This window comes from Nonomuraea sp. NPDC004580 (assembly GCF_040609855.1).
GTDB lineage: Bacteria > Actinomycetota > Actinomycetes > Streptosporangiales > Streptosporangiaceae > Nonomuraea > Nonomuraea salmonea.
In genome coordinates, this window is record NZ_JBEXLH010000039.1 from 1 (window position 1) to 22,642 (window position 22,642).

A 22,642-nucleotide genomic window follows, 5' to 3' on the forward strand; every position below is an offset into this window, starting at 1 on the left:
TCCCGCCCCGCCTCCTTTTCCTCTTCCGGGGCCGGCGTCCCCGCCCCCCCCCCCCCCCCCCCCCCCACGACTCCCCTTTTCGGACGCGTACGCGCTGGCATCGACGTCTGCAGAGGGCCCGCCCCGCCTTCGGCCTGGCCCTGGCCAACGGGTGGAAAGGCATCCCCGCGTTGAATCGAGATCGGTGGTTTCCCGGTTCGCGTTGTCCACTCATGCGTGCGCGCTCGATTCTGTGGTGATCCATCGCGGCTGTTTCTGCCGGAGCGGGCATGGCCCGCGACCGGATGCGCTCGGAGACGGGGCTCCAGTCGTTCCAGGATCACGAGCAGACCTCGGACCAGCGTCCCGGCCTGCATCATGACCTGGTGGGCAGCACCCCGGGCAACCTGGTGATCGCCACCGACGCGGGAGCGGACATCTGCGGCACCGCGGAGACATATCAGCGCCGGCCGCCTGTAGAGGTGGCAGGGTCGGTGCTCGTCATGGTGTTCCCGGGCCACGGTGATCACGTGCTCGTCCGCAAGGGCCGGAGGTGGCGGTAACGCACCGGTGCGCAGAAGGTACGGCTCGGAACGTGGCTCACCAGCCCCCGCAACAGGTGCGTCATTCCCGCCGCTGCCCGGTGACCAAGCACTTCCGGCTGACCGGTGGTGACCGCAGTCGACGTCCTGTGTCGAGGAGTTGGGGCGGGTGTATCGCCCGCTCGTCGCCAGGACGTCAACTGGACACCTTTCGCGTACGGCTACACGTGAGCCGGTACCCTCACGCCCGCGCCGAAGGCGTAGAGCCGATCGCCGAACGCCGCGGCGCCCAGCGGGTGGTCGGTGGTGCCTCCGCCTTGGACTTCGGCCCAGCCGTCGAATGGGTGGTTCTGCCGAGCGGAATTGACGTAGATCCGCTTATCGGTCCCTGTGCCGAAGACGTAGAGCCGGTCACCGAACGCCGCGGCCGCCAGCGAATGGTCGGTAAGGCCGCCGCCCTGGACCTCCGTCCAGCCGCCGAACGGCTGATTCTGACGGGCCGAGTTCACGTAGATCCGCCGATCCGTCCCCGTGCCGAAAACGTACAGCCGGTCACCGAACGCCGCGGCCGCCAGCGAATGGTCCGTGAGGCCGCCGCCCTGGACCTCCGTCCAGCCGTCGAACGGCTGATTCTGCCGAGCGGAATTCACGTAGATCCGCCGATCCGTGCCCGCGGCGAAGACATACAGCCGGTCACCGAACGCCGCCGCCGCCAGCGGGTGATCCGTGAGGCCGCCGCCCTGGACCTCCGTCCAGCCGTCGAACGGGTGGTCCTGACGGGCCGAGTTGACATAGATCCGCCTGTCGGTACCCCGGCCGAAGACGTAGAGCCGATCGCCGAACGCCGCGGCCGCCGGCGGATGATCGGTGATGCCCCCTCCCTGGACCTCGTTCCAGCCGCCGAACGGCTGATTCTGACGGGCCGAGTTCACGTAGATCCGCCGATCCGTGCCCGCGGCGAAGACATACAGCCGGTCACCGAACGCCGCGGCCGCCAGCGGATGATCCGTGAGGCCGCCGCCCTGAACCTCGTTCCAACCATCGAACGGCTGATTCTGCCGAGCGGAATTCACGTAGATGCGGTTGTGGTTCATTTGTTTCCCCCGGTTCGTTGTGCGACGGATGATTGGGAGTGGACTCAGCCGTCAGGCAGGCCAGACCACGTTACGAAAGTTGGGCATGCGTCATGAGCGGCCGGAACCGATGTTTCGGTGTCCGAGCCGCGGCAAGGGAAAGAGATATTCCGATGCTCGGCGTACTGACGATGAGTATGAGATCGGTCAGTACTGCTCAGCCGCCGACGACGACCCTGAATGGCCTCCGCAAGCAGGCGACGAAACCGGAACGCTCAAGTGGTTCAGCGTTCAAATCCATGGAATCGACTTTTCCTTATCCGGCCTCCAGGCAGAGCCACCGTCCTCGTCTTTGTTCCCTGTCTGGGCAGGCCGCATCGCGCGAACGAGACAATCCACATAAGCTCGCACATCTTCATGCTGACGCTTCACCCCCACAGCCGCCCACTTACGCTCCCGATCGCGCGCTTTGAAGCAGGCCATACCTGCGGATGACCACAGGCCGATGCTCCGTCCAGCCGGCCCGAGGGCTCGGGCCTTGCTTCAGTGCGGCGAGGGCCGCCGGGCTGTCGACCGGCCAGACGTCGCTGTGGTACAGGAAGTGGGCGGTCGTTTCCACCACATCGCTTCGGGCTGTTCCCACTGCGATCGCATGGGGTCGCACTCCGATGCGGTCCGAGTTCACGGCCTCTTCGGTCCATGCGGCCGGAGCGCCCGAGTCGGCATGCGACCTCGTCCATGCCGCGTGAGCGCCGAGATCCCGCAGGTAGAACTGGCCGTGATCGGCGAAGACCGCGAAGCGGTGGTGACCGGTCGATGCGTCCCGCATCCGCCTACGCCACTGGGGCCGACATCACGGCCCGTTAACCTGTTCGGGGTGGGATGGGACCTGGCTGAGCTTCTTGCGAAGTATGACGTACCGGGCGCGCAGGTCGCAGTACTGGCCGATGGGGAGGTTCGGGACGAGGCTGCGGGGGTGCTGAGTCTGCGTACCCAGGTCGAGACCACGACCGATTCGGTGTTCAAGGTCGGCTCGATCACGAAGATCTGGACGGCGACACTGATCCAGCAACTGGTCGATGACGGGGTACTGGATCTCGATCGTCCTGTTCGCGACTACTTGCCCGGGTTCCGGCTGGGCGACCCGGCCGCCACCAAGAACCTGACCGCCCGCCACCTGCTCACTCACACCGGCGGCATCGACGGGAACCACTTCGTCGACACCGGTCGCAACGACGACGCGATCGAGAGGTTCGTCGCCATCCTTGCCGAGGCGGAGCACCTCCTCCCGCCCGGCACCGTCTTCTCCTACTCCAACAGCGGGTACGTGATCCTCGGCCGGCTGGTGGAGGTGCTACGCGGCAAGCCCTATCACGACGTGCTCCGCGAACGTCTGGTGACGCCCCTGGGTTTGCAGACTGCCGCCATCGACCCCTATGAGGCGATCCTGCACCGGGCGGCGGTCGGCCACGTCCACAGCGGCGGCGGCGAAGTCGTACCGGTCAAGGAGTGGGCGGTTTCCTACTACGCGGCGCCCAGCGGGTCGCACTTCGCGATCAGCGCTCGGGAGTTGCTGGAGTTCGTACGCCTGCATCTCGCCGATCCCGCGCTGGCGGCGCTGCGCGAGCCGCAGCTGGACGACGTCCCGGACTTCGGTGGCGGCGTCATCGGCTGGGGGCTCGGATGGATGCTCTATCAGGACGGCGTCGTGGGGCATACCGGTGTCGCCAAGGGGCAGAAGGCGTGGCTGCGCGTCGTCCCGTCGGCGGGGGTGGCGGTGGCGGTGCTGACGGACAGCGCGGGCGGGGAGCCTTTGGCGTACGAGACCTTCGAGGCGGTGCTCGGGGAGCTGGCGGGCGTCGAGACGTCGCCACGTCCTGCGCCGCCCTTGAACCCGGCCGCGATCGACGCGGACCGCATGTGCGGCACCTACCGCTCGACGCTGCACGACATCACCTTGACCAGCGAGAACGACCGCGCGTTTCTACCGCGCCGGCGGGTCGGAGAAGCGGGTCGAGGTCGTACGACTCAACGACAGCTCGATCATCACCGTCGACCCCGATCCCTCCGGCCACCAGGTCCTGTCGCTGGTCGGCTCCGACGATCATGGCCGCGCCCGTTACCTGCACAACGGCACCGCCGCCTACCGGATCGCCTGAACGTCGATGACGAGACCGGACGTGGCGACGCCGATCTCACCGTCGTACGCGGTCGCGGCGGCGGCTCGCGCGGCGGCGGGGCCGGTGCCCGGCTGCAGGTGAGTCAGTAACAGATGCCGGGCAGCGGCTTGCCGGGCTTGCCGGCCTGCCTGGCGGGCGCTCGTCAGGAGGGAGCCCTTCGGGACCTGGTCCACGTAAGTGCCCTCGGCCAAGAGGAGGTCGGCGTCACGGGCCAGCTCCACGCGGTCGGGGCTGGGGCCGCTGTCTCCGGTGTAGACGAGGATCCGTCCGCCTGCTGTCAGCCTTATGCCGGCGTTGGGCACCGAGTGCGGGAGCAACGTGGTCGGCGCCGACCCGTTCCAGCAGCCGGGACACGGTCGCGTAGCCGGGGTCGATGAGCAGCCTGAACCCGTCGTGCCGCACGAGGTACCCGCTGCACGCCTGGCCCGCCGCCGGCCAAACGCCGCATCCGCCGAGAACTGTCAGCACCATTGGCGAAACCCCTTTCCCAAGAGCTGTTGGAAAAGTATTATCCCAACGTGTCTTCGGAAAATGACCTCGTCCCCCTGCGCGCCCTGGCCAACCCGCTGCGCATCCGCATCGTGTCGTTGCTCACCGGCGCGTCGATGTCGGCCACCGAGGTCGCCCACGAACTCGGCATCGCGCACGCCTCCGCCAGCTACCACCTGCGCCAGCTTGCCAAGGCGGGTTTCCTCCAGCAGACGGACGAGCAGCCGCGTTCCGGCAAGGGCCGCCCGCAGCTGCGCTACCGCTACGACCCGTCCAGCGGCGAGCGGCTCGACCGGTCCGAGGGACGGCAGCTCCTGTTCGAGGCGATGAGCTCCGACCTGGCCAGGCGCCTGACGGAGACCGAGCGCCAGCGCACGTCCATGGACGCCGAGGTGTGGCTGCCCAGGTCCGTCTGGGAGGAGGTGGTCGGCCTGATCGACCAGGCCGTGGCACTGGTGCACGACAAGGCAGGGCCGCCGCACGACGGCGTCAAGGTCAGCATGACCGCGATCCTGCTCGAACTCCGCGACGAGCGGTGATCGGGCGCCTGCTCGTCTGTACGGCCGGCGCGTTCCTGTCGATCGGACTGCTCGTCCCCGCCGTTCCGCGCTACCTGACCGGCCCGTTGGGTCAGCAGGCCGGCATGGTGGGCGTCTCGCTGGCCGTCACCGCGGCGGCAGGAGTGCTCGCCCGCCCGCTCGCCGGACGGGTGGCCGACAGGCTCGGACGGCGCGCGGCCCTGTGCGCGGGGGCGCTGCTGCTGTCCGGTACGTCCCTCGCGCTGCTCGCCGCCGGGGAGTTACCGCTGTTCCTCGTCCTGCGCGGCGTCGCGGGGGTCGGGGAGGCGCTGGCGTACGTCGGTCTCGCCACGCTGGCCGGCGATCACCGGCGGCCCGGTGCGGCGATCAACCACTTCTCCGTCGTCGTCAACGCCGGCCTGCTCACGGGGCCGGTCATCGCCGAGACGCTGTACGCCACGTGGGGGTTCGCCGCCGTCTGGGCCACGGCCGCTGCCGCGGCGCTCGGCTCGGCGGCGGTCGGGCTCACCTTGCCGAAGACCGTGGGGAGCGCCGCTGAAAGCGCGGGATCAGGTTCGGCAACCGGGCGGGCCCGCCTGTACCACCCGTCGGCGCTGCGGCCCGGCATCGCCTACCTGGCCTCCGTGTGGGGCTGCACCGCCGTCAGCGCCTTCCTCCCCCTCCACCTCGACGGCGACTCCGGCAACCTCCACTTCCTGGTCTACGGCGGCGTCCTCATCGCCATCCGCCTGGCCGGACACCGCCGGCTGGCCACGACCGCCCCCGCGCGCCTGGCCGTCGCCTCCCTCCTGCTGACCGGAGCGGGAACGCTCCTGCTCGCCACCTGGCCCTCCCCGGCGGGAACGTGGTGCGCCATCGCGCTGATCGGCGCCGGGCAGGGCCTCGGCCTGCCCGCCTTCCTCCGGATGGCCGTGCACGACGTGCCCGCGGAGGAGCGCGGCTCAGCGGTGGCCACCACGACGGCCTTCTTCGACGTCGGTTTCCTCAGCGCCGCCCTGTCCCTCGGCGTCCTGGCCGACCGGTTCGGCCTGGCCGCCGGCTTCGCCGTGGCGGGCGTCGTGTCCGCCGCCGGAGCCCTGCTGTTCATGCCCGTACGCAAAGGAGCCCCCCCTTGACCATTCCCGACGCTGACCTGGCCGGCTACGCGGACGTGGTGTTCGACGTCGCCGTCCCCCTCCTGGCGGACGACCGGGTGCTGATCAACGCGGAGATCGAGCACGCTCCGCTGGCCCGGGCCCTCGCCGAGGCCGCCTACACCAGAGGCGCCCGTTATGCCGACATCTGGTACTTCGACCCGTACGCCAAACGCTCCCGCGTCCAGCACGCCGAAACGGCGACCCTGGCCGAGGTGCCCGCGTGGCTCGACGCCCGCAACGACGAGGTGGGACGGCACGGCGGCATCATCGTCAACATCCGCGGCGCCGCCGCCCCCGACCTCCTGGCCGGGCTCGACCCGGTACGCGTCGGCCTGGACCGCATGCCGTCGCTCACCTCACGGCAACGGCTCCAGCTCGGCAACCTGGTCCGCTGGACGATCATCCCGTACGCCACCCCCGAGTGGGCCCGTACCGTCTTCGGCGAACCCGACCAAGCCCGGCTGTGGCAGCACCTGCGCCGCATCCTCCGCCTCGACGAGCCAGACCCGCGCGCGGCCTGGCGGCAGCGCATCGCCGAGCTGCTCGACCGCGCCCGGCGGCTCACCGACCTGCGCCTGGACGCCGTACGGTTCGAGGGCCCCGGCACCGACCTGACCATCGGCCTGCTCCCGGACGCCCACTGGACCGCCGCCCGCTTGGAGGACGTCGAGGGCCGCCCGTTCCAGGCGAATCTGCCGACCGAGGAGGTGTTCACCACCCCCGACTACCGGCGCGTGGACGGGACGGTTCGCGCCACCCGGCCGCTGTCCCTCGACGGGGCCGTCATCCGCGACCTGGAGCTGACGTTCGCCGGCGGCGTCGTGACCGAGGTCAGGGCGAGCGCCAGGGCCGACCTCGTCCGTACGCACCAGGCCACCGACGCGGGGGCGGCCCGGCTGGGCGAGCTCGCCCTGGTCGATCGTTCGTCGCGGGTGGGCGAGAGCGGCGTCACGTACATGGAGACCCTCCTGGACGAGAACGCCACCTGCCACCTGGCCTGGGGCGCGGGACTGCCTCCCGGCGTGCCCGCCCGGCTGCGTACGGACGATCCCGTACGGCTGGACGCGGCGGGCGTGAACACCTCGCGCGTGCACGTCGACTTCATGGTCGGCGGCCCGGACGTCACGGTCACCGGGCTCGGGCCGGGCGGGAAGGTGGTGCTGTTGCGCGACGACGTCTGGCAGTTCTGACGCCCTGGGCGCCGAGGGCGCCCAGGGCGGGTCACGTCAGACGATCACGGTGTTGCAGCTCGGGACGTAGCCGACCACTCCGGTGCGGAGGTTGCGGCCGTACTCCCAGACGGTGGTGGTCACGCCGTTGTCGCAGGTGTACGAGGTGCCGTCCACCGCGCGGTGGATCTCCCAGCCCTGACCGGGATAGCCGAGGCCGACCCTGGTGGATCGGCCGTCCGCCCGGGCGAAGATCCTGACCCCGGGCACCCGGAAGTCGATGCCCGACCGCGCCTGCGCCGCGACCGCCGTCCCGGGTGCCGCCGCCGCGGCCGGCACGGCGAGGGCGCCGAAGCCGAGCGCCAGACCGAGGGCGAGGCCGCTGATGGCCTTGATCTGAGTACGCATGTCATTGCCTTCCTGTTCCGGTGCCGCCGGGGTGGCGGCGTCCACGGCACCGATCGTGCGGCCCGCCACAGCCGGAGCAGGAGGGGTTTCCCGTCGCCCCGCGCCGGGGGTGGCCAGGGAAACCCATACTGATCACCACAAAGAGCAACCGACCTGCCACGTTGAGTAAAGTTCTGGGTGTGGAGACTCCTGGTTCCGTGTTGCGGCGGTTGCGGGTGGCGCGCGGGCTGTCGCTGAACGAGCTCGCGCGGCTGACCCACTACACCAAGGGCTACCTCAGCAAGGTCGAGACCGGGGAGAAGGCGCTCTCGGTCGGAGTCGCCCGCGCCTGCGACACGGCGCTGCAGACCGGTGGTGAGCTGACCGGTCTGGCCGAATCGCTCGCCCCGCCCGGCGGCGGCTGCCCCTACCGAGGGCTGCGGCCGTACGAACCCGAGGACGCCCGCTGGTTCTTCGGCCGCGACCGAGCCGTCAGCGCCCTGCTCGCACGCCTGGCCGCACCACCACGCGGACCGCTGATCGTCGTCGCCCCCTCAGGAGCGGGCAAGACCTCCCTGCTGCGAGCCGGACTCCTGCCCGCCCTGCGCCGCGGAACACTGCCCGCACCCGGCTCCCGCACATGGCCGGTCATCCTGTTCACGCCCGGCGAGCACCCCGTCGCCACGCTGCTGGCCCGGATCGGCACGCTCATCGGCCACACCCCCGGCGAAGACACCGCCGGAAGGCTTGCCGACGGCCCCGCTGACGGCCCCGCCGAAGACCCCGCTCAAGATCTTGCTGAAGATCTTGCTGACGACCCCGCCGTCCTTGTCCGGTGGATCGGAGACGCGTTCAACGGCCCGGCCCGCACCGCTGCGGCCCGCCGCCTGGTCCTGATCGTCGACCAGCTCGAGGAGATCTTCACGCTCTGCCGCGACGAGACCGAGCGCCGTACCTTCCTCTCCGCGATCGACGCCCTGGCCGGTGCCGGCGCGCTGGTGGTCCTCGGCCTGCGCGCCGACTTCTACGGCCACTGCCTCAGCCACCCCACCCTGCTGACCGCCCTGCGCGAAGCCCAACTTCCGCTCGGCCCCATGAACGTCGCCGAACTCCGCACCGCCATCACCGGCCCCGCTCACCAAGCAGGACTCACCGTCGAACCCGCACTGGTCGAACTCCTGCTCAGAGACATGGGCCTACCAGCCACGATCGACGAACAGGACAGCGTCCACGAGCCGGGCACGCTCCCCCTGCTCTCCCACGCCCTGCTCACCACCTGGCAACACCGCACGGGCGACACCCTCACCGTGACCGGCTACCGGAAGACCGGCGGCATCGCGGGCGCCGTCGCCGCCACCGCCGAACAGGTCTACACCGCCCTCGACCCCACCGCCCAGGACATCGCCCGCCGCCTGCTCCTGCACATGGTGTGCGTCGAGGAGTCGGGAGCCGAAACCCGCCGCCCCATCGACATCAGCACCCTGCCACCCGCCCACTTCCCACCTGGCCCGACCTCGCAGGTGATCGACGCCTTCACCACCGCCCGCCTCCTCACCCTGACCGACGACTCCGCCCGGCTCGCCCACGAGGCCCTGCTGCGAGCCTGGCCGAGGCTGCGCGAGTGGATCCACTCCGACCGCGCGGGACTGCGTACCCACCGGCGGCTTTCCGAGACGGCCTCGGCGTGGGACCGCGAGGCCCGTGACCCCTCGCTGCTCTACCGGGGCACGCGCCTGCGGACCGCCCTCGACTTCGCCGCCGCGAACCCCGCCGCTCTCACGACCACCGAGCAGGAGTTCCTGGACGCGTGCCAGGCAGCGCAGGCGGCGGAACAAGGGACGGCCCGCCGCCACGCCCGCCTCCGGCGACAGGCGGTCGCGGGGCTCGCCGTGCTCCTGGTGGCGGCACTGGTCTCGGCGATCGTCGCGGTGGACGCCGCCCGTACCGCCGAGCAGCGGCTCGTTCTGGCGCAGAAGGAGAAGAACCTCAACCTGTCACACAGCCTCGCCGTGCAGAGCGAGAGCCTGCTCGATCGCGACTCCACCGTCGCCCGGCTGCTGGCGGTGGCCGCCCACCGCATCGCGCCGACCGCCGCCGCTCGGCGGGCGATGCTGAACGCGCTTGCCCACCCGGCCCGCGGGGAGCTCGCCGGTCACGGCGACTCGGTGGTGCGGTCATCGTTCAGCTCGGACGGACGCCTTCTGGCCACCGCCGGTTTCGACGGCACCGTACGCCTGTGGGACGTGTCCACCCGCCGCCAGACCGGCATACTGACCGGCCACGACAGCGGAGTCCACGCTGCGGACTTCAGCCCCGACGGACGTCTCCTGGTCACCGCCGGCAGCACTGTGCGTTTGTGGGACGTGGCCGCTCGCCGCCAGGTGGCCGAACTCATCGGCCACCGAGGCGCCGTCTACACCGCGGACTTCAGCCCGGACGGACGTCTCCTCGCCACCGCCGGCTTCGACGGCGCCCTGCGGCTGTGGGACGTGACCGGCCACCGCCAGATCGCCGCACTCACCGGCCACCGGGGAGAGATCTACGGGGTGAACTTCAGCCCCGACGGCCGGCTCCTGGTCACCGGCGGAGCCGACAGGACCGTCCGGCTGTGGAACGTCACCACCCGCCGGCAGGCCGGCGAGCCGCTCGCCCGTCACGATCACGCGGTGCCCGACGTGGACTTCAGCCCGGACGGCCGGCTGATCGCCGTCGCGGCGGACGACGACACGGTACGCCTGTGGGGGACGGCCACCCGTCGCCCGGCGGGCCCGCCGCTGACCGGCCGCCCTGATCACCGGATCGACACGGTGACGTTCAGCCCCGACGGCCGGCTCCTGGTCGGCGGGGGACGCGGGGGCGGTGGCGCCCTGCTGGTGTGGGACGTCGCCGCCCGCCATGAGATCGGCGCACCGCTCCCCGGCCATGCGGACTGGGTCGCCGACGTGCAGTTCAGCCCGGACGGGCGGCTGCTGGCCAGCAGTTCCACCAGTGGCGACAACACCGTACGGCTGTGGGACATGGCCACGCATCGTCCGCTCGGCCCTCCGCTGGGCCCTGGGGGTGCGGCGGTCGAGGCCGTGGCGTTCAGCCCGGACGGACGTGTCCTGGCCACCGGCGAAACCGGGCGGGACGGGAGCGTGCGGTTGTGGGACGCCCGCACCCGCCGCTCTCTCGGGCCGCCGCTCACCGGGCACGCGGGCCCGGTCACCGAGCTGCGGTTCAGCCCGGACGGGCGCACGCTGGTCAGCACCGACGGCTCCCCACCCGTGCGGTTGTGGGACGTCCGCACCCGCCGTTCCGCCGGTGTCCTGGAGGAGACGCACGGGGCAGAGATGGCTCTCAGTCCCGACGGCCGCCTGCTCGCCGTCGCCAGGACCGGCCTCGTCCAGGGCCACGACGACGCCGGCGTGCCGAACGTGGAGCTGCGGGACGTGACGACCCGCCGTCCGATCGGAGCGCCACTGCTCGACCACACCGAAGGGCTGGTCGACCTGGAGTTCAGCCCGGACGGCCGCACCCTCGCCGTCGCCGGCGAACGCGGCCTCCGGATCCGGTTCTATGATCTCGCCAGCCGGCAGCCCGTAGGCACTCCCCTCATTGGCCACACCGGCGCCGTGACCGACATCGAGTTCGCTCCCGGAGGACACGTCCTGGCCAGCGCCGGCACCGACAAGATGGTACTGCTCTGGGACGTGGCGACACGCCGTCAGATCGGCGTCCCGCTGAGCGGTCACGACGAGGAGGTGACGGACGTGGCGTTCGCGCCGGACGGCCGGCTGGCCAGCGCCGGTCTCGACGGAACGATCAGGTTGTGGGACGTCGCCACCCACCGCCCGATCGGCGCCCCGCTGACCGCCTCCGACCTCGCCCTCCGCACGCTGGCGTTCAGCCCGGACGGCCGCACGCTGGCCGCCGCCGGCGACGACGGCGACATCCGGCTCTGGGACGTGGCCCTCCCGCCCGACCCCGCCGAGGCACTCTGTACGATCGCCGGCCGCGCGCGCCCCCACCTCACCCCGGCCGAGTGGCGGCAGTACCTCTCCCACGAACCGATCCGACCGATATGCCCAGCGCGCTCCATGATGAGCAAGTGATCGATCATTACCGCGCTCTCTTCGAACGGCACCAGTGGCTCAGAAACGCCCTCTGCTGGACCGTGGTCTTCACGGGCTTCCCCATCATGCTCGACGCCCCTGCCATCTACGGCCGTTGAGCCCCCGGTGCGGGTGCCTGTCGATACGGTCGTCTGTTCAGCATCACGATATCGGACTATCATCGCCCTATGGCGATTGAGAGTGAGGCCGGCTCCTGCGTCAGTGCCGACATCGCCGCCGGGGTTCCTCCGGCGGCCGCGCTGTTCCACTCGCTGGCCGATCAGAACCGGCTGCGCATCGTGCAGCGTCTGGCGCGCGGCGAGGCGCGCGTGGTGGATCTGGTGACCGAGCTGGGGCTGGCGCAGTCCACCGTGTCCAAGCACCTGGCCTGCCTGCGTGACTGCGACCTGGTCGACTACCGCGCAGAGGGCCGCCAGTCCTTCTACAGCCTGACCCGGCCCGAGCTGATGGACTTGCTCGCCTCCGCCGAGCAACTCCTCGCCGCCACCGGCCACGCGGTCACGCTCCGCCCATGAGCACCGTCGACGTCCGGCGCACGGTGCTGCGGCGGCGGATCCGGCTGCTAGTGGCGGCCACCATCACGTACAACGTGATCGAAGCGGCGGTCGCCGTCACCGCCGGTACGATCGCCTCCTCCGCCGCCCTGATCGGCTTCGGCCTGGACTCGCTGGTCGAGGTGGCCTCCGCCGCCGCGGTGGCCTGGCAGTTCGCCGCCGCCGACCACGAGAGGCGGGAACGTACCGCGCTGCGCGTCATCGCCGTTTCGTTCTTCGCGCTCGCCGCGTACGTCACCTTCGACGCCGTACGCGCCATCCTCGGCGACGGCCAGGCCGAACACTCGACCCCCGGCCTCATCCTGGCCGCCCTCTCGCTGGTCGTCATGCCGTTCCTGTCGGCCGCGCAACGCCGCGCCGGCCGCGAACTCGGCTCCGCCAGCGCCGTCGCCGACTCCAAGCAGACCCTGCTGTGCACGTACCTGTCGGGAGTCCTGCTGGTGGGGCTGGCGCTCAACAGCCTGTTCGGCTGGTCCTGGGCCGACCCGGTCGCCGCCCTCGTCATCGCCGCCGTCGCCGTCAAGGAAGGCCGCGAAGCCTGGCACGGCGACGCCTGCTGCGCCACCCCGGCCACCGACGAGGCCGACGAGGCCGACGAGGCCGGGGAATGCGGACCCACCTGCACCTGCCGCACATCCCCCGAAGCCTGACACAGCACTCACCACAGAAGATCATCGGGACCGCCCAGGTCCGGCAGCCGGTCAGGTCGCAGGTCCGGCGAGCAGTCCGATCGTGAAGTCGATGGCCTTGGCCAGCCGCTGGGGGTCGTGTCCGGCGCGTTCGCGTACGCGTAGTCCGAGCACCGTCGTGAGCAGCGACTCCGCTGCGGCTTCGACGTCCAATGTGGCAGGAAGGTCGCCGTCGCGGATGCCGCGGCGGAGAAGCGACGCGAGGGACTGCCTGGTGCCTTCGAACGCGGCTTCGGTCCTTTCCTGGACCGCTGGGTCGGTGGCGCCGAGCTCGGTGGCCGTGTTGACCACGAAGCAGCCACGACCGGCCTCGTGGGTGACCATCCAGATGAGCCCTTCCCGCAGAATCTGGAGGCTGGAGCCGGGGACGCTCAGTTGCTCTTCGGCTTGAGCGGACTCGGTGGCCCGGTAGTGGTCCAGCGCCCGCAGGAACAGGGTGCGCTTGTCGTTGAAGGTCCGATAGAGACTGCTCTGCTTGAGGTCGAGCTCGGCGCCCAGGTCACGGACGGAAGTGGCGTTGTAACCGCGGCACCAGAACAGGTGGGTCGCCTTGGCGACCACGTTCTGCTCATCGAACTCCCTGGGTCGTGCCATGGTCCCACCCTAGCAAGGTTGTGGAGCGATAGCTCCCGTATTAGGGTGTGCCGCAATATGGGAGCGATCGCTCCCAAATCCCAGAGAGGTTTCCTAGATGACGGCGACGGACTCGACCCTGAGCGAGCGAGACACAGCGCAGAAAGGCCGCTGGATCGCGGTGTCCGCTGTAGCCTTCGGCACATTTCTCCTGGTCACAGCAGAGCAACTCCCCATCGGACTGCTCACCCCGGTCGGATCGGCCCTGTCGGTGTCGGAGGGCGCAGCCGGGCTGATGGTCACGGTCCCCAGCATCGTCGCCGCCTTCGCGGCGCCGATGGTCCCGCTGCTCGTCGGGAGGATGGACCGGAAACTGCTGCTCGTCTCCCTGATGGGGCTCATGACGCTCGCCAACCTGGCATCCGCCCTGGCCCCCACGTACCCGCTCCTGATCGCTGCCCGCGTACTGGTCGGCGTGGCCGTCGGGGGGTTCTGGGCCATCGCGGGAGCCCTGGCCATCCGGCTCGTCCCGGCCGCACACGTGCCGCGGGCCACTGCGATCATCTTCGGCGGCGTCGGGGCCGCGAACGTCTTCGGCGTCCCCATCGGCACGATGATCGGCGGGCTGGCGAACTGGCGGATCGCGTTCGGCACGCTGAGCGCCCTCGCGCTCGCCGTGCTGGTCGCCTTGCTGGCCTTGCTGCCACCGCTGGCGGCGGCTCAGCCCGTCGGCCTGCGGCGACTGGCCGACCAGTTTCGCAACCAGGGTGTCCGGGTCGGCATCCTGGCGACCTTCCTGATCGTGACCGGACACTTCTCGGCCTATACGTTCATCAGCCCTGTGCTGCGGGATCTGTCCGGCATCGACGAGCGGTTCGTCGGGCCGCTGCTGTTCGGGTTCGGCGTGGCGGGCATCATGGGGAACTTCGTCGCGGGTGCCGCCGTGGCCAGAAGACTCCATCGCACCGTCCTGTCGATCGCCGCCGCTTTGGGGGTGACCGTGCTGCTCTATCCCCTGGCAGGGCTGACCGGCGCGGGCGGGGTGACGCTGCTCGTGGTCTGGGGCCTGGTGTACGGCGGGGTCTCCACGAGCCTCCAGACGTGGATGATCAAGGCCGCGCCGCAGGCGGTCGAGGAGGCGTCCGCTCTGTGGGTGGCGGCGTTCAACCTCTCGATCGGCCTCGGCGCGCTGGCCGGCGGCGCGGTCGTCGATGCCCTGCCGCTCCAGTGCATCATGTGGCTCGCCGGGGGGCTCGTTCTGGCCGCCGGGCTGGCCGTGTGGACCGCGCGCCGGAACGAGAGCCTGCGCTGACCTCAGAGCATCCCTGATCACCTTCCGAAACTATACCGGCTGACCGGTATAGTTTCGGGCATGCCACGACCGAGCTCGAAGGATCGCCTCCTCGACGCCGCCGCCGACGTGCTGCTGTCGCAGGGGGCGGAGTCGCTCACCCTCGAAGCCGTCGCCAAGCGGGCCGGGGTCTCCAAGGGCGGGCTGTTCTACCACTTCCCCACCAAACAGGCCCTGGTCGCCGCCATGGCCGACCGGCTGACCAGAGCGTTCGATGAGGCGCTCGCTCAGGCGGGCACCCGTCCGGGTGACTTCCTGCGCGCCTACGTCGATGCCACCATCCCCGAACAGCACACCACCGCCACCGCGCCCGCCGACCGCGTCACCGCGGCGCTGCTCGCCGTGCTGTTCGTGGACCCGGCGCAGCTGCAGCCGTTGCGTGAGCGGTTCGCCGCCTGGCAGGCCAGGCTCGCCGATGACGGCATCGACCCGGCGGCGGCGACCGCCGTACGGCTGGCCGTGGACGGGTGGTGGGCCGCCAGGCTGCTCGGCCTCGGCTCACCCGGACCTGACCTGCACGAGAAGACCCGCCGCTACCTGATGGAGGCCATCGACCGTGCTGCGCACGACTAAGGGCTTGATGCTCGCCACGGACATCGGCTTCGCGGTCTATTTCGCCGTCACCGGCCTCGGGCTCATCCCGCTGGAGTGGGCCTTCGCCGACTACGCCAACCCGCTGATGGTGGACTGGAACTGGTCCTTTCTCTGGATCGACCTGCTGGCCAGCGCCACCGGCCTGACCAGCCTGTGGCTCCTGCGCCGCGACCAGGCGAGCGGCCCGTCACTGATGCTGGTCTCGCTGGTGCTGACCATGGCTTCGGGGCTCATGGCGATCGCGTTCTGGACGCTGCGGGGCGACTTCTCCCTCGCCTGGTGGATCCCGAACCTCTACCTCCTGCTCTTCCCCATCCCCGGGATCATCTCCTTGACGAGACAACCCCTGGGCAGCCGCGCGTGAGAAGGGCCACGAAAGGCGACCCGGGCAGGATACGTCTCCGCCGAGAACCTCTTCGCCCGGGAGATCGTGCGCCGCCTGCCGCCGCACCCATCCTGGTCCGCTCCTGGGGCCTGTGAGCCTCAGCCGGCAGGGGTTAGGCTGCGTGGCGACATAACGAGAGGTGGAGCGTGGCGGAGGGGCTGCTCGAAGGTTACGGGCGCAGGTATGCCTCCGCGGTGCGCCTGGCGACGCTGGTGCCCATCTGCCTCATCGCGCCGTTCAGGGCGGCACCCGGGCAGTTGGTGAGCACTCTGATCGTGGTCGCCGCCGCGGCCGGGTGGACGTGCTGGTTCGCGTGGTGGTTGCGGAACGGGCGGGGCAGCGCGCTGGTCGCCCTCGACGTCGCCGTCATGAACGGGCTGTTCTGCACCGTCTTCTGGACCGGCGCCGTGGACTCCCTGAACACGGGATGGCTGCGGCTGCTGGTGGACTTCGCCGTGGTGACGTACCAGTGGCACACCCCGCTGAGGGTGGGCGTGCCGGCGGCGGTCGGCGCCGTCGGCGGGGCGGTGGCAATCCTGCTGGCGGCGGGAGCGTGGGAGGTGGACTCCAGCCTGGCCACGGGGATCCTGCTGGCGCTGCCGGGCGCCGCGGTCGGCAGGGTGGCGTGGATCTTCATGAACCGTACGGCCAGACGGGTCGAGGCGCTGGCGCAGGAGGCGCTGCGAGCGCGCGGCGAGGCGCTGCTGGCGGCCGGCGTACGCGCGGAGGAGCGCGAGCAGGTCAACTCGCTGCACGACACGGCGGCGACGACGCTGCTGATGGTGGGGCTCGGCCAGGTACGCTCCGGCGCCCGCTGGCTGGCCCCGCAGGCGCGGCGCGACCTGGCCCGGTTACGCGAGGCCGCCGGGCGGGCGCCCGAGGAGGCCGACCTGGTCGAGCTGGTGCGGGCCGCGCCGGCCCTGACGCAGCTGACGGCGGACTTCGACGGTCCCGACCGGCTCCGCCTGCCCTACGAGGCCGCCCGGGCGATCGCCGACGCGGCGGGCGAGGCCCTCGCCAACGTACGCCGCCACTCGGGCACCGGCCGCGCGACCGTCCGGCTCAGCGGCGACCCGCGGGCGCTGCGGCTGGACGTCACCGACGACGGGCGGGGGTTCGATCCGGAGAGGGTGCTCGGCACGCGGCGCGGCCTGCGCGAGTCCGTCCACGCCAGGATGGAGCGCGCGGGCGGCACGGCCACGATCACCTCCGCCCCAGGTCAGGGGACGCGGGTCCGGCTCGAATGGAGCCAAGCCGACCGGACCGGCGCCGCGCAGGACGACCCCGTCGAGGCGTCGGCGCGGGCGCGGCTGGGGCGCGGACTGCGGATCACGACACTGTTCGTCGCCCTGGCGGCCGTGTTCGGGATCGCGCTGCCCACCGTCATCCGCTACCTGCCCACCTATGAAACGCCGGCGGCGCAGCTCGGCGCCTTCGCGGTGATCGGAGTCGTGCTGCTGGCGGAGGCCGTGCTGATCGTGCGGGGACGCTCGTGGGGCCGGTGGCGTGGCCCGGTGATCGCGCTCGTGCTCGCGGTTTCCCTGGTGTCGTACGTCGCCCTGCCCGGCGGGCGCACCTCGACCGGCGAGGACTGGATGTTCGCCGCCGCCACCTGGCCGGGACTCATCGTCGTGCTCGACCGCCCGCTGCGCTCGGTCCTGATGTTCATGGCGGCCCACGAACTGGTCGCGCTGTTCCACCTGGTCGTGCTCGAAGGGTCCACGTTCCTGACGCTGGCCCGTTTCGCGACCGGATCCGTCACGGTGATCGGCTACCCGTTGTTCCTGGCCGTCCTGGCGACCGTGCTGCGTGACCTCGGCGCGGCGGCGGTGGCCGCGCGCAGGGAGATCGAGCAGGTGCGCGTCGCGGAGGCCGTCGCCGGTGAGTCGCATCGCCGCAGGCGGCAGCGCTTCGCCGAGCTGTCGGACACCACCGTACCGCTGCTGGAAGGACTCGCCGACGGCTCGCTCGACCCGCAGGACCTGCAGGTCCAGCGGCGCAGCGCCATCGAGGCGGCCCGCATGCGCCGCCTGTTCGCCGAGGCCGACGAGGCCGACGACCCGCTCCTGCACGAGCTGCACCACTGCATCGACGTGGCCGACCGCAAGGGCGTCGTGGTGGAGCTGGACACCCGCGGACAGTGGCCCACCCCTCCGGTGCCGGTCAGGAGAGACCTCACCGAAGCCGTCCTCGTCGGCCTCGCCACCGCCGCCACGCGTGCCCGTGTCACCGTTCTCGGCACCCCCGCCCTCGTCTCGGTCAGCGTGGTCGCCGACTGCGGTGCCGTCGACGTACCGCCACCCGCCGCGCCCGGTGTCCAGGTCGAGACGTTGACCAGCGGCGACACCGCCTGGATGGAGGCCCAATGGCAACCGGCGGCGTCCTCGTCGCCTTGACGCTCACTCCTCCGGCGCCTGTGCGTTCACGCGCCGGAGGGCACGTCGCCGCTCCCCCTGCGGCAGTGCGTCGGCGGCCAGCAGCCGGGGCAGCAGGTCTGGTTCCGAGGTCATCGCCCGGAAGACGAGCTCGACGGTCACCTCATGGCCGGGGCGGTGGACGACCTCGACCAGGTCACCGGCGCTGATCTCGCCGGGCTCGATCACGCGCAGGTACGCGCCCGGCCGTGCGGCCTTCGTGAAGCGCTTGATCCAGCCCTCCTGCTCCAGCCAGCCCTGGAAGGTGGAGCACGGGATGCGCGCGCAGGACACCTCCAGGACGACGTCCCGGCCGATCCGCCAGCGCTCGCCGATCAGGGCGCCGTTGACGTCAAGGCCCAAAGTGGTGAGGTTCTCCCCGAAGACGCCGTTCGGGAGTGTCCGCGCCAGCTCGGCCTCCCATGTGTCGAGATCCTCGCGAGCGTACGCGTAGACGGCCTGATCGGGGCCACCGTGATGCTTGACGTCATGGGCCCGGTCACCGGCGATGCCGACCGCGCCGGTGCCCTTGGGGCCGGGAGCGGCGACGGCGACCGGACCGTCGACCGGCCGCTTGTCGATGCCCGTCAGCCTCAGCCCCTTCCACGGGTTCGGGCGGGGGTGGCCGATGTTGACCGAGAGCAGCTTCATGACAACGACGCTACGTGGCGTCGCCCGATGCGGGCCACGCGTTTTCCTCGGAGGTGCGGACGGCTCGTCGCAGGACGGCACGGAGAGCCGATGATCCCGCGGATGCGGGCGGTGCAGGCGTCGGGCGACGCATGGAACCGACCGGCGAACGTGAACGGGGTACTGCCGGGCCGTCCGCCCGCCTGACCGGGCAGGCGGCCGTAGCCGCTACACTCCGTTCACGCCGTCAGCGGCCGGTGTCCCGCCACTGGTAGAGGTCGCGCAGCAGGGCGATCTCGGCGCCGTGGTGGATCACTTCCTTGTTGACGTGCTGGACGATGATCTCCATGGGGTTCCGCTCGGGGCCGACCGCGGGCGGGTTCGCCAGGTCGGCGTCCGAGAGCTTGCGGACCCCCGCGTTCCATCTCCCGTACATCTCGTCGAGCTGCTTGAGCGCCTCCTCAGCGCGTCCCGCGTACGGAAATGTCTGGACGTCGATGTCCTCGCCGCCGAAGTGCCATCCGACCCGATAGCCCAGGCACGAGACGATGACGTGCGCCATCCGCCAGGCGATCGTGGTCACCGGCGCCGGCACCGGATCGGGGGACGCGTAGTCCATCGTCCACTCCCCCGCCCCCGCCGGCATCGGCGCGACCGACCTCCCCTGGGGCCGGATGCTCCAGCAGCCGCGTACCGGCTCCCAGAAGTACTCCTCATCGGTGAGACCGTCGAGGCGCGGCCGCAGGTTCTTGCGCCAGTGCCAATCCAGCTGCTCCGCGAGGCGCTCGCTTCTCGTCATCCGCGCACCCTATCGGCCTCCGGAGACAGCTTCAGGAGAGTCCCGCTTGCACTCCGCCCGGTGACGCCAAGCGTTTGGGCGCCAGCCCGCCCATCCGGTCAAGGTCGAAGAGCGTGCGCCAGTGCCCCGTCCGTCCGCCCTCAGCGTCCAGGTGTGCGAGGACTTGCGCCGTGACCTGTACGTCCGGCATCACCCGATGGCGACGCCGAAGCGGCTCGATCCGCAGATACCTGATGAAGTCATCGAGCCGGTGCGACGGCAGTTCCGGGAAGAGCGCGCGGGCCGGCCGTACGAAGTCGAGCAGCGGGACACCCGCCAGGACCGGACAGTGCGGCCGCTGGTGCGGGCACCGCCGCCCCGACCTCCTCGGCCTGGCCTGGCGGGCCGCTTTAGCCGTACTGCCGACCTGCCGCGCGCCGAGTCAGGCGAGGTAGGAGGCGTTCTTGGGATAGGTGACCGGGCTGCCGTCGTGGGGCCTGAACGGATGCCCCAAGCCCGGCCTCCAGCGCTGTGGCCGGAAACGCTCGCCGGGTGCCACCGCCACATGAACAGGCGGGGCGCTCTGGTAGACACGCGTCCATGAGCTCGTTCACGACCCAGCACCTGCGAATCGTCTCTCCAGAGTTCGCCATCGAGCAGCTGCCACATAAGGCGTCGCCCGAGGACGACTGGATCGTGCTTGTTCGCGCGCCCGAAGGGCTGACCGTCGTCCGTGCGGTCCGGCCTCTGGAGTCGGGGGAACGATGGATCGGTTTCTCCAGCGGTGCGTCAGCCCACGATCTGGACGTTCCCGGGATGCTGGTAGCGATCATCAAGCCGCTCCAGACGAAGGGCTTGGGATCGGCGTTCCAGCGGTCCCTCCAGGCGCGTGTCGTCCTCCAGCGCCTGGACGCTCCTGGGGAGGTGGCCGAACCAGCGCCCAACCTGATCGATCCAGATAGAGCCGGTCGGAGTGACATGCATGGGGAAACCGGGATCCCCTCAGCGGCGAGAAGAACACGTTCACTGCGATCTCACCTTCCTTCGGCCGACGTCGCCGCCCGTTCCCGTTCGAGACGGTTCGCCGTGTCCGGCCATCCCGAACTGCATGCCCTCGACGGTCCGGCCGGCGGCCGGGCTCGTTGCACCGTATCCCGCCCGTGAGGACGCGGTGATCCGGAACCCGCGCTCTGTCACGGGACGCTAGCTGTTGCCGGCCGCAGTCGCGGCGGCCGACGCGCTCAGGGCAGCAGTGATGACGGCGATCGTCGCCCGGGTGACGGCCGCTCCTGCGGCGGCCGCGGCCCAGTTGCCGTTCTCGATCTCCTTCGCGCGGTGGATGACCGACGACGTCCACGGGATCTCGGGAACGAACTGATGCAGGTTGGCGCTCGCCGAGAGCAGCGCCGTGATCGCAGCGGTCCTGGCGTCGGGCTCGATCCCGTCGACGAGCGTCGCGCGCACGCGGGCGAGCAGTTCCGAACGCCGTGCGCTCCCGAGATCGAGGACCTCCGACGGGATGAAACCGAGCACCTTCTTGCGCCTGCGTCGCAGATGCCCGTCGTCGACGAGCTTCCCGAGCACCTTGCTGCGCAGTTCCGGACCGATCGCCGCGATCACCGTCTGCACACCGCGCGGCTTCATGGCGAGGTAGTCCCACGCCGGGCGGAGGATGTCGTCGTGCGGGGCGTCGCCGCGTGCGGCGACGCGGCGGACGAGCCGGCCCGGCTCCTGCACCTCGATGAGACCGCGGAGCGTGAGGTCCGCGACGACAGCACCGCCCAGCACGTAGTACAGGACGTTCTCCCCCGCGATCGCGCCGGAGGACGGCTGATAGAGCAGCAGCAGCACGTCCTCGACGAGCAGCGGCTCGTCGATCGACCGCACGAGCGGCACGTCGTCCGCCCGATCGACCGGTACCTGGTCCTCGTCGCTCATCGTTTCCTCTCAGCGGGAATGGTCGGGTCGGTGAACCGGGGGACGCCGGTGGTGTGCTCGGCGTTCTCGTCGAGCGGCGTCCACGACTCGTACGTGGACTCCTCCCGGGGCAGGGGCCTGCCTGCGGCGACCGGCGAGTACGGCGACATCCGGTGTCTCCTTCCCTTCACCGTTGCCGCCGCTCCGGGACGCGATCGTGCCCGCCGCCGGAGCGGCTACTGCTCCGGCAGCCGCGACCCCCGCTGTCAGCCGCCTGAGTCTCCGGGGCCGCCCGGTCTTCGCCTCGGCGAAATCGTCACTGGGCATGAGTGGTCTCCTCATCGGTCCGCGGGTCGCTGCTTGGGTCGGGCGATGGCCAGACGCCGGCCGGAACACGTCACGGTCACCGGCCCTGGTGCCATGCCGTTCAGCGGCGGGGTTCCCAGCGGAAGTAGCGGGTGGCCAGGGTGACGGCGATGGCGACCCAGGCGAGGGTGGGGGCGAGCAGGACGAGGGAGTCGCTGAGCGCGGCGCCACCGTTCCAGGCGTTCAGGACGAGTTCGGTGGCCGCACCGCCGGGCAGCAGGCGTTTGAGCGTGGCCAGGTCCTCGGTGCCGGTGATGCCGACCCAGCTTGCCACCGCGATCACGCCGAGGGTGACGGGCAGGATGGTGACCTGAGCGTGCTCGGGCGAGTTGGTCACACCGGCGGTGGCCAGGCCGAGGCCGATCATCATCGCCACCGTGACCAGCACGGCCACCGCCAGCAGCCCGGCATTGTCCGGGCCTCCGGCGACCGCACCGAGCACGGTCATGATCCCCGCGACCTGGATCAGCGCGATCACGGTGACCGGCAACACCAGCCCGACCAGGATCTGCGCGTCGGCGGCGGCGGTGGAGCGCAGTCGCTTGAGGAACAGGTTCTGTCGTCGCGAGGCCAGCGTGGTCACCACTGTGGAGTAGAGGCCGAACGCGCACACGGTGAACATCACGATCCCCGCGATGTAGCCGAGGGAGCCGAGCTGTGCGAACACCTCGTGCCGGTGGACGAAGAACACACAGACCACGATCGGGATCACGAAGCTGGTGATCAGTACCGACCGGTTCCGGAAAATCTGTATCAGCTCACTGCGAGCGATCGAAAGCATG

General features: G+C 70.8%; 22 protein-coding genes and 1 pseudogene. 14 read left to right on the forward strand and 9 right to left on the reverse strand.

The window, feature by feature from the left end:
* Positions 1–269: 269 nt before the first annotated feature.
* The gene (locus ABZW11_RS30930) at positions 270–542 is read left to right on the forward strand and encodes a hypothetical protein (protein WP_355424628.1); all 273 of its coding nucleotides are present in this window, start codon (positions 270–272) and stop codon (positions 540–542) included.
* Between the two features lie 200 nt (positions 543–742).
* Here the strand turns inward: ABZW11_RS30930 and ABZW11_RS30935 are convergent, their stop codons facing one another.
* A complete protein-coding gene (locus ABZW11_RS30935) occupies positions 743–1,615 on the reverse strand; it encodes a hypothetical protein (protein ID WP_355424630.1) in 873 nt (290 codons plus the stop codon).
* A 724-nt stretch (positions 1,616–2,339) separates the two neighbouring features.
* Between ABZW11_RS30935 and ABZW11_RS30940 the strand changes: the two genes are divergently transcribed.
* Positions 2,340–3,863 (forward strand): serine hydrolase domain-containing protein, encoded by a 1,524-nt coding sequence (locus tag ABZW11_RS30940; RefSeq protein WP_355424633.1) that lies wholly within the window; start codon positions 2,340–2,342, stop codon positions 3,861–3,863.
* A 48-nt stretch (positions 3,864–3,911) separates the two neighbouring features.
* On the opposite strand, the pseudogene ABZW11_RS30945 reads toward ABZW11_RS30940, so the two are convergent.
* Positions 3,912–4,076: pseudogene (locus ABZW11_RS30945) on the reverse strand (MBL fold metallo-hydrolase); the annotation flags it as partial.
* A gap of 216 nt (positions 4,077–4,292) precedes the next feature.
* On the opposite strand from ABZW11_RS30945, the gene ABZW11_RS30950 reads away from it, so the two are divergent.
* The 3 genes from ABZW11_RS30950 to ABZW11_RS30960 are packed head-to-tail and all read left to right on the forward strand — an operon-like array spanning position 4,293 to position 7,128.
* Positions 4,293–4,802 carry a winged helix-turn-helix domain-containing protein gene (locus tag ABZW11_RS30950; RefSeq protein WP_355424636.1) on the forward strand — a complete coding sequence of 170 codons (510 nt, stop codon included), beginning with the start codon at positions 4,293–4,295 and terminating at the stop codon, positions 4,800–4,802.
* On the forward strand, positions 4,799–5,917 hold the full coding sequence (locus ABZW11_RS30955) for an MFS transporter (protein ID WP_355424639.1): 1,119 nt from the start codon (positions 4,799–4,801) through the stop codon (positions 5,915–5,917). Before ABZW11_RS30950 ends, ABZW11_RS30955 begins: the two co-directional genes overlap by 4 nt.
* Complete coding sequence (locus ABZW11_RS30960; RefSeq protein WP_355424642.1) at positions 5,914–7,128, forward strand: aminopeptidase; 1,215 nt, start codon at positions 5,914–5,916, stop codon at positions 7,126–7,128. The genes ABZW11_RS30955 and ABZW11_RS30960 overlap by 4 nt, the downstream gene beginning before the upstream one ends.
* Before the next feature lie 36 nt (positions 7,129–7,164).
* On the opposite strand, the gene ABZW11_RS30965 is transcribed toward ABZW11_RS30960, so the two are convergent.
* A complete protein-coding gene (locus ABZW11_RS30965) occupies positions 7,165–7,515 on the reverse strand; it encodes a hypothetical protein (RefSeq protein ID WP_355424645.1) in 351 nt (116 codons plus the stop codon).
* Between the two features lie 179 nt (positions 7,516–7,694).
* Here ABZW11_RS30965 and ABZW11_RS30970 point away from each other — a divergent pair, with 179 nt between their 5' ends.
* The 4 genes from ABZW11_RS30970 (at position 7,695) to ABZW11_RS30985 (ending at position 12,813) form a co-directional block, all read left to right on the forward strand.
* Positions 7,695–11,588: a helix-turn-helix domain-containing protein gene (locus ABZW11_RS30970; RefSeq protein ID WP_355424648.1), complete on the forward strand. Its 3,894-nt coding sequence runs from the start codon at positions 7,695–7,697 to the stop codon at positions 11,586–11,588.
* Positions 11,585–11,707 carry a hypothetical protein gene (locus tag ABZW11_RS30975; protein WP_355424651.1) on the forward strand — a complete coding sequence of 41 codons (123 nt, stop codon included), beginning with the start codon at positions 11,585–11,587 and terminating at the stop codon, positions 11,705–11,707. Before ABZW11_RS30970 ends, ABZW11_RS30975 begins: the two co-directional genes overlap by 4 nt.
* 69 nt (positions 11,708–11,776) lie before the next feature.
* Entirely contained in the window at positions 11,777–12,124 is a 348-nt protein-coding gene (locus tag ABZW11_RS30980) for a metalloregulator ArsR/SmtB family transcription factor (RefSeq protein ID WP_355424654.1), read from the forward strand.
* Entirely contained in the window at positions 12,121–12,813 is a 693-nt protein-coding gene (locus tag ABZW11_RS30985; protein WP_355424656.1) for a cation transporter, read from the forward strand. The genes ABZW11_RS30980 and ABZW11_RS30985 overlap by 4 nt, the downstream gene beginning before the upstream one ends.
* 51 nt (positions 12,814–12,864) lie before the next feature.
* Here ABZW11_RS30985 and ABZW11_RS30990 read toward each other — a convergent pair whose 3' ends face one another.
* Entirely contained in the window at positions 12,865–13,446 is a 582-nt protein-coding gene (locus ABZW11_RS30990) for a TetR/AcrR family transcriptional regulator (RefSeq protein WP_355424659.1), read from the reverse strand.
* Between the two features lie 160 nt (positions 13,447–13,606).
* On the opposite strand from ABZW11_RS30990, the gene ABZW11_RS30995 reads away from it, so the two are divergent.
* The 4 genes from ABZW11_RS30995 to ABZW11_RS31010 all read left to right on the forward strand — a co-directional run bounded on the left by ABZW11_RS30995 (position 13,607) and on the right by ABZW11_RS31010 (position 18,151).
* Entirely contained in the window at positions 13,607–14,737 is a 1,131-nt protein-coding gene (locus ABZW11_RS30995) for an MFS transporter (protein WP_355424662.1), read from the forward strand.
* A 60-nt stretch (positions 14,738–14,797) separates the two neighbouring features.
* Positions 14,798–15,349, forward strand: a complete 552-nt coding sequence (locus ABZW11_RS31000; protein ID WP_355424665.1) for a TetR/AcrR family transcriptional regulator — start codon at positions 14,798–14,800, stop codon at positions 15,347–15,349.
* Positions 15,333–15,734, forward strand: coding sequence for a DUF5360 family protein (locus ABZW11_RS31005; RefSeq protein WP_355424667.1), 402 nt, complete (start codon positions 15,333–15,335; stop codon positions 15,732–15,734). Before ABZW11_RS31000 ends, ABZW11_RS31005 begins: the two co-directional genes overlap by 17 nt.
* Before the next feature lie 167 nt (positions 15,735–15,901).
* Complete coding sequence (locus ABZW11_RS31010) at positions 15,902–18,151, forward strand: ATP-binding protein (RefSeq protein ID WP_355424670.1); 2,250 nt, start codon at positions 15,902–15,904, stop codon at positions 18,149–18,151.
* Between the two features lie 3 nt (positions 18,152–18,154).
* On the opposite strand, the gene ABZW11_RS31015 is transcribed toward ABZW11_RS31010, so the two are convergent.
* Positions 18,155–18,820 carry an MOSC domain-containing protein gene (locus tag ABZW11_RS31015; RefSeq protein ID WP_355424673.1) on the reverse strand — a complete coding sequence of 222 codons (666 nt, stop codon included), beginning with the start codon at positions 18,818–18,820 and terminating at the stop codon, positions 18,155–18,157.
* A 226-nt stretch (positions 18,821–19,046) separates the two neighbouring features.
* A complete protein-coding gene (locus ABZW11_RS31020) occupies positions 19,047–19,598 on the reverse strand; it encodes a DinB family protein (protein WP_355424676.1) in 552 nt (183 codons plus the stop codon).
* Between the two features lie 579 nt (positions 19,599–20,177).
* Between ABZW11_RS31020 and ABZW11_RS31025 the strand changes: the two genes are divergently transcribed.
* A complete protein-coding gene (locus ABZW11_RS31025; RefSeq protein WP_355424680.1) occupies positions 20,178–20,741 on the forward strand; it encodes a hypothetical protein in 564 nt (187 codons plus the stop codon).
* Between the two features lie 39 nt (positions 20,742–20,780).
* Here the strand turns inward: ABZW11_RS31025 and ABZW11_RS31030 are convergent, their stop codons facing one another.
* The 3 genes from ABZW11_RS31030 to ABZW11_RS31040 all read right to left on the reverse strand — a co-directional run bounded on the left by ABZW11_RS31030 (position 20,781) and on the right by ABZW11_RS31040 (position 22,641).
* Entirely contained in the window at positions 20,781–21,515 is a 735-nt protein-coding gene (locus tag ABZW11_RS31030) for a GPP34 family phosphoprotein (protein ID WP_355424683.1), read from the reverse strand.
* Positions 21,512–21,664, reverse strand: a complete 153-nt coding sequence (locus ABZW11_RS31035; protein ID WP_355424685.1) for a hypothetical protein — start codon at positions 21,662–21,664, stop codon at positions 21,512–21,514. The genes ABZW11_RS31030 and ABZW11_RS31035 overlap by 4 nt, the downstream gene beginning before the upstream one ends.
* 257 nt (positions 21,665–21,921) lie before the next feature.
* Complete coding sequence (locus ABZW11_RS31040; protein ID WP_355424688.1) at positions 21,922–22,641, reverse strand: ABC transporter permease; 720 nt, start codon at positions 22,639–22,641, stop codon at positions 21,922–21,924.
* Between the last annotated feature and the right edge of the window lies 1 nt (position 22,642).

Bases quoted from the DNA above. Each gene is read 5' to 3' on its own strand.
- ABZW11_RS30930 (WP_355424628.1), top strand. From the start codon at position 270: ATGGCCCGCGACCGGATGCGCTCGGAGACGGGGCTCCAGTCGTTCCAG.
- ABZW11_RS30985 (WP_355424656.1), top strand. From the start codon at position 12,121: ATGAGCACCGTCGACGTCCGGCGCACGGTGCTGCGGCGGCGGATCCGG.
- ABZW11_RS31025 (WP_355424680.1), top strand. From the start codon at position 20,178: ATGAGCTCGTTCACGACCCAGCACCTGCGAATCGTCTCTCCAGAGTTC.
- ABZW11_RS30935 (WP_355424630.1), bottom strand. From the start codon at position 1,615: ATGAACCACAACCGCATCTACGTGAATTCCGCTCGGCAGAATCAGCCG.
- ABZW11_RS31030 (WP_355424683.1), bottom strand. From the start codon at position 21,515: ATGAGCGACGAGGACCAGGTACCGGTCGATCGGGCGGACGACGTGCCG.
- ABZW11_RS30980 (WP_355424654.1), top strand. From the start codon at position 11,777: ATGGCGATTGAGAGTGAGGCCGGCTCCTGCGTCAGTGCCGACATCGCC.
- ABZW11_RS31040 (WP_355424688.1), bottom strand. From the start codon at position 22,641: ATGCTTTCGATCGCTCGCAGTGAGCTGATACAGATTTTCCGGAACCGG.
- ABZW11_RS31000 (WP_355424665.1), top strand. From the start codon at position 14,798: ATGCCACGACCGAGCTCGAAGGATCGCCTCCTCGACGCCGCCGCCGAC.
- ABZW11_RS30990 (WP_355424659.1), bottom strand. From the start codon at position 13,446: ATGGCACGACCCAGGGAGTTCGATGAGCAGAACGTGGTCGCCAAGGCG.
- ABZW11_RS30965 (WP_355424645.1), bottom strand. From the start codon at position 7,515: ATGCGTACTCAGATCAAGGCCATCAGCGGCCTCGCCCTCGGTCTGGCG.
- ABZW11_RS31020 (WP_355424676.1), bottom strand. From the start codon at position 19,598: ATGACGAGAAGCGAGCGCCTCGCGGAGCAGCTGGATTGGCACTGGCGC.
- ABZW11_RS31035 (WP_355424685.1), bottom strand. From the start codon at position 21,664: ATGTCGCCGTACTCGCCGGTCGCCGCAGGCAGGCCCCTGCCCCGGGAG.
- ABZW11_RS31015 (WP_355424673.1), bottom strand. From the start codon at position 18,820: ATGAAGCTGCTCTCGGTCAACATCGGCCACCCCCGCCCGAACCCGTGG.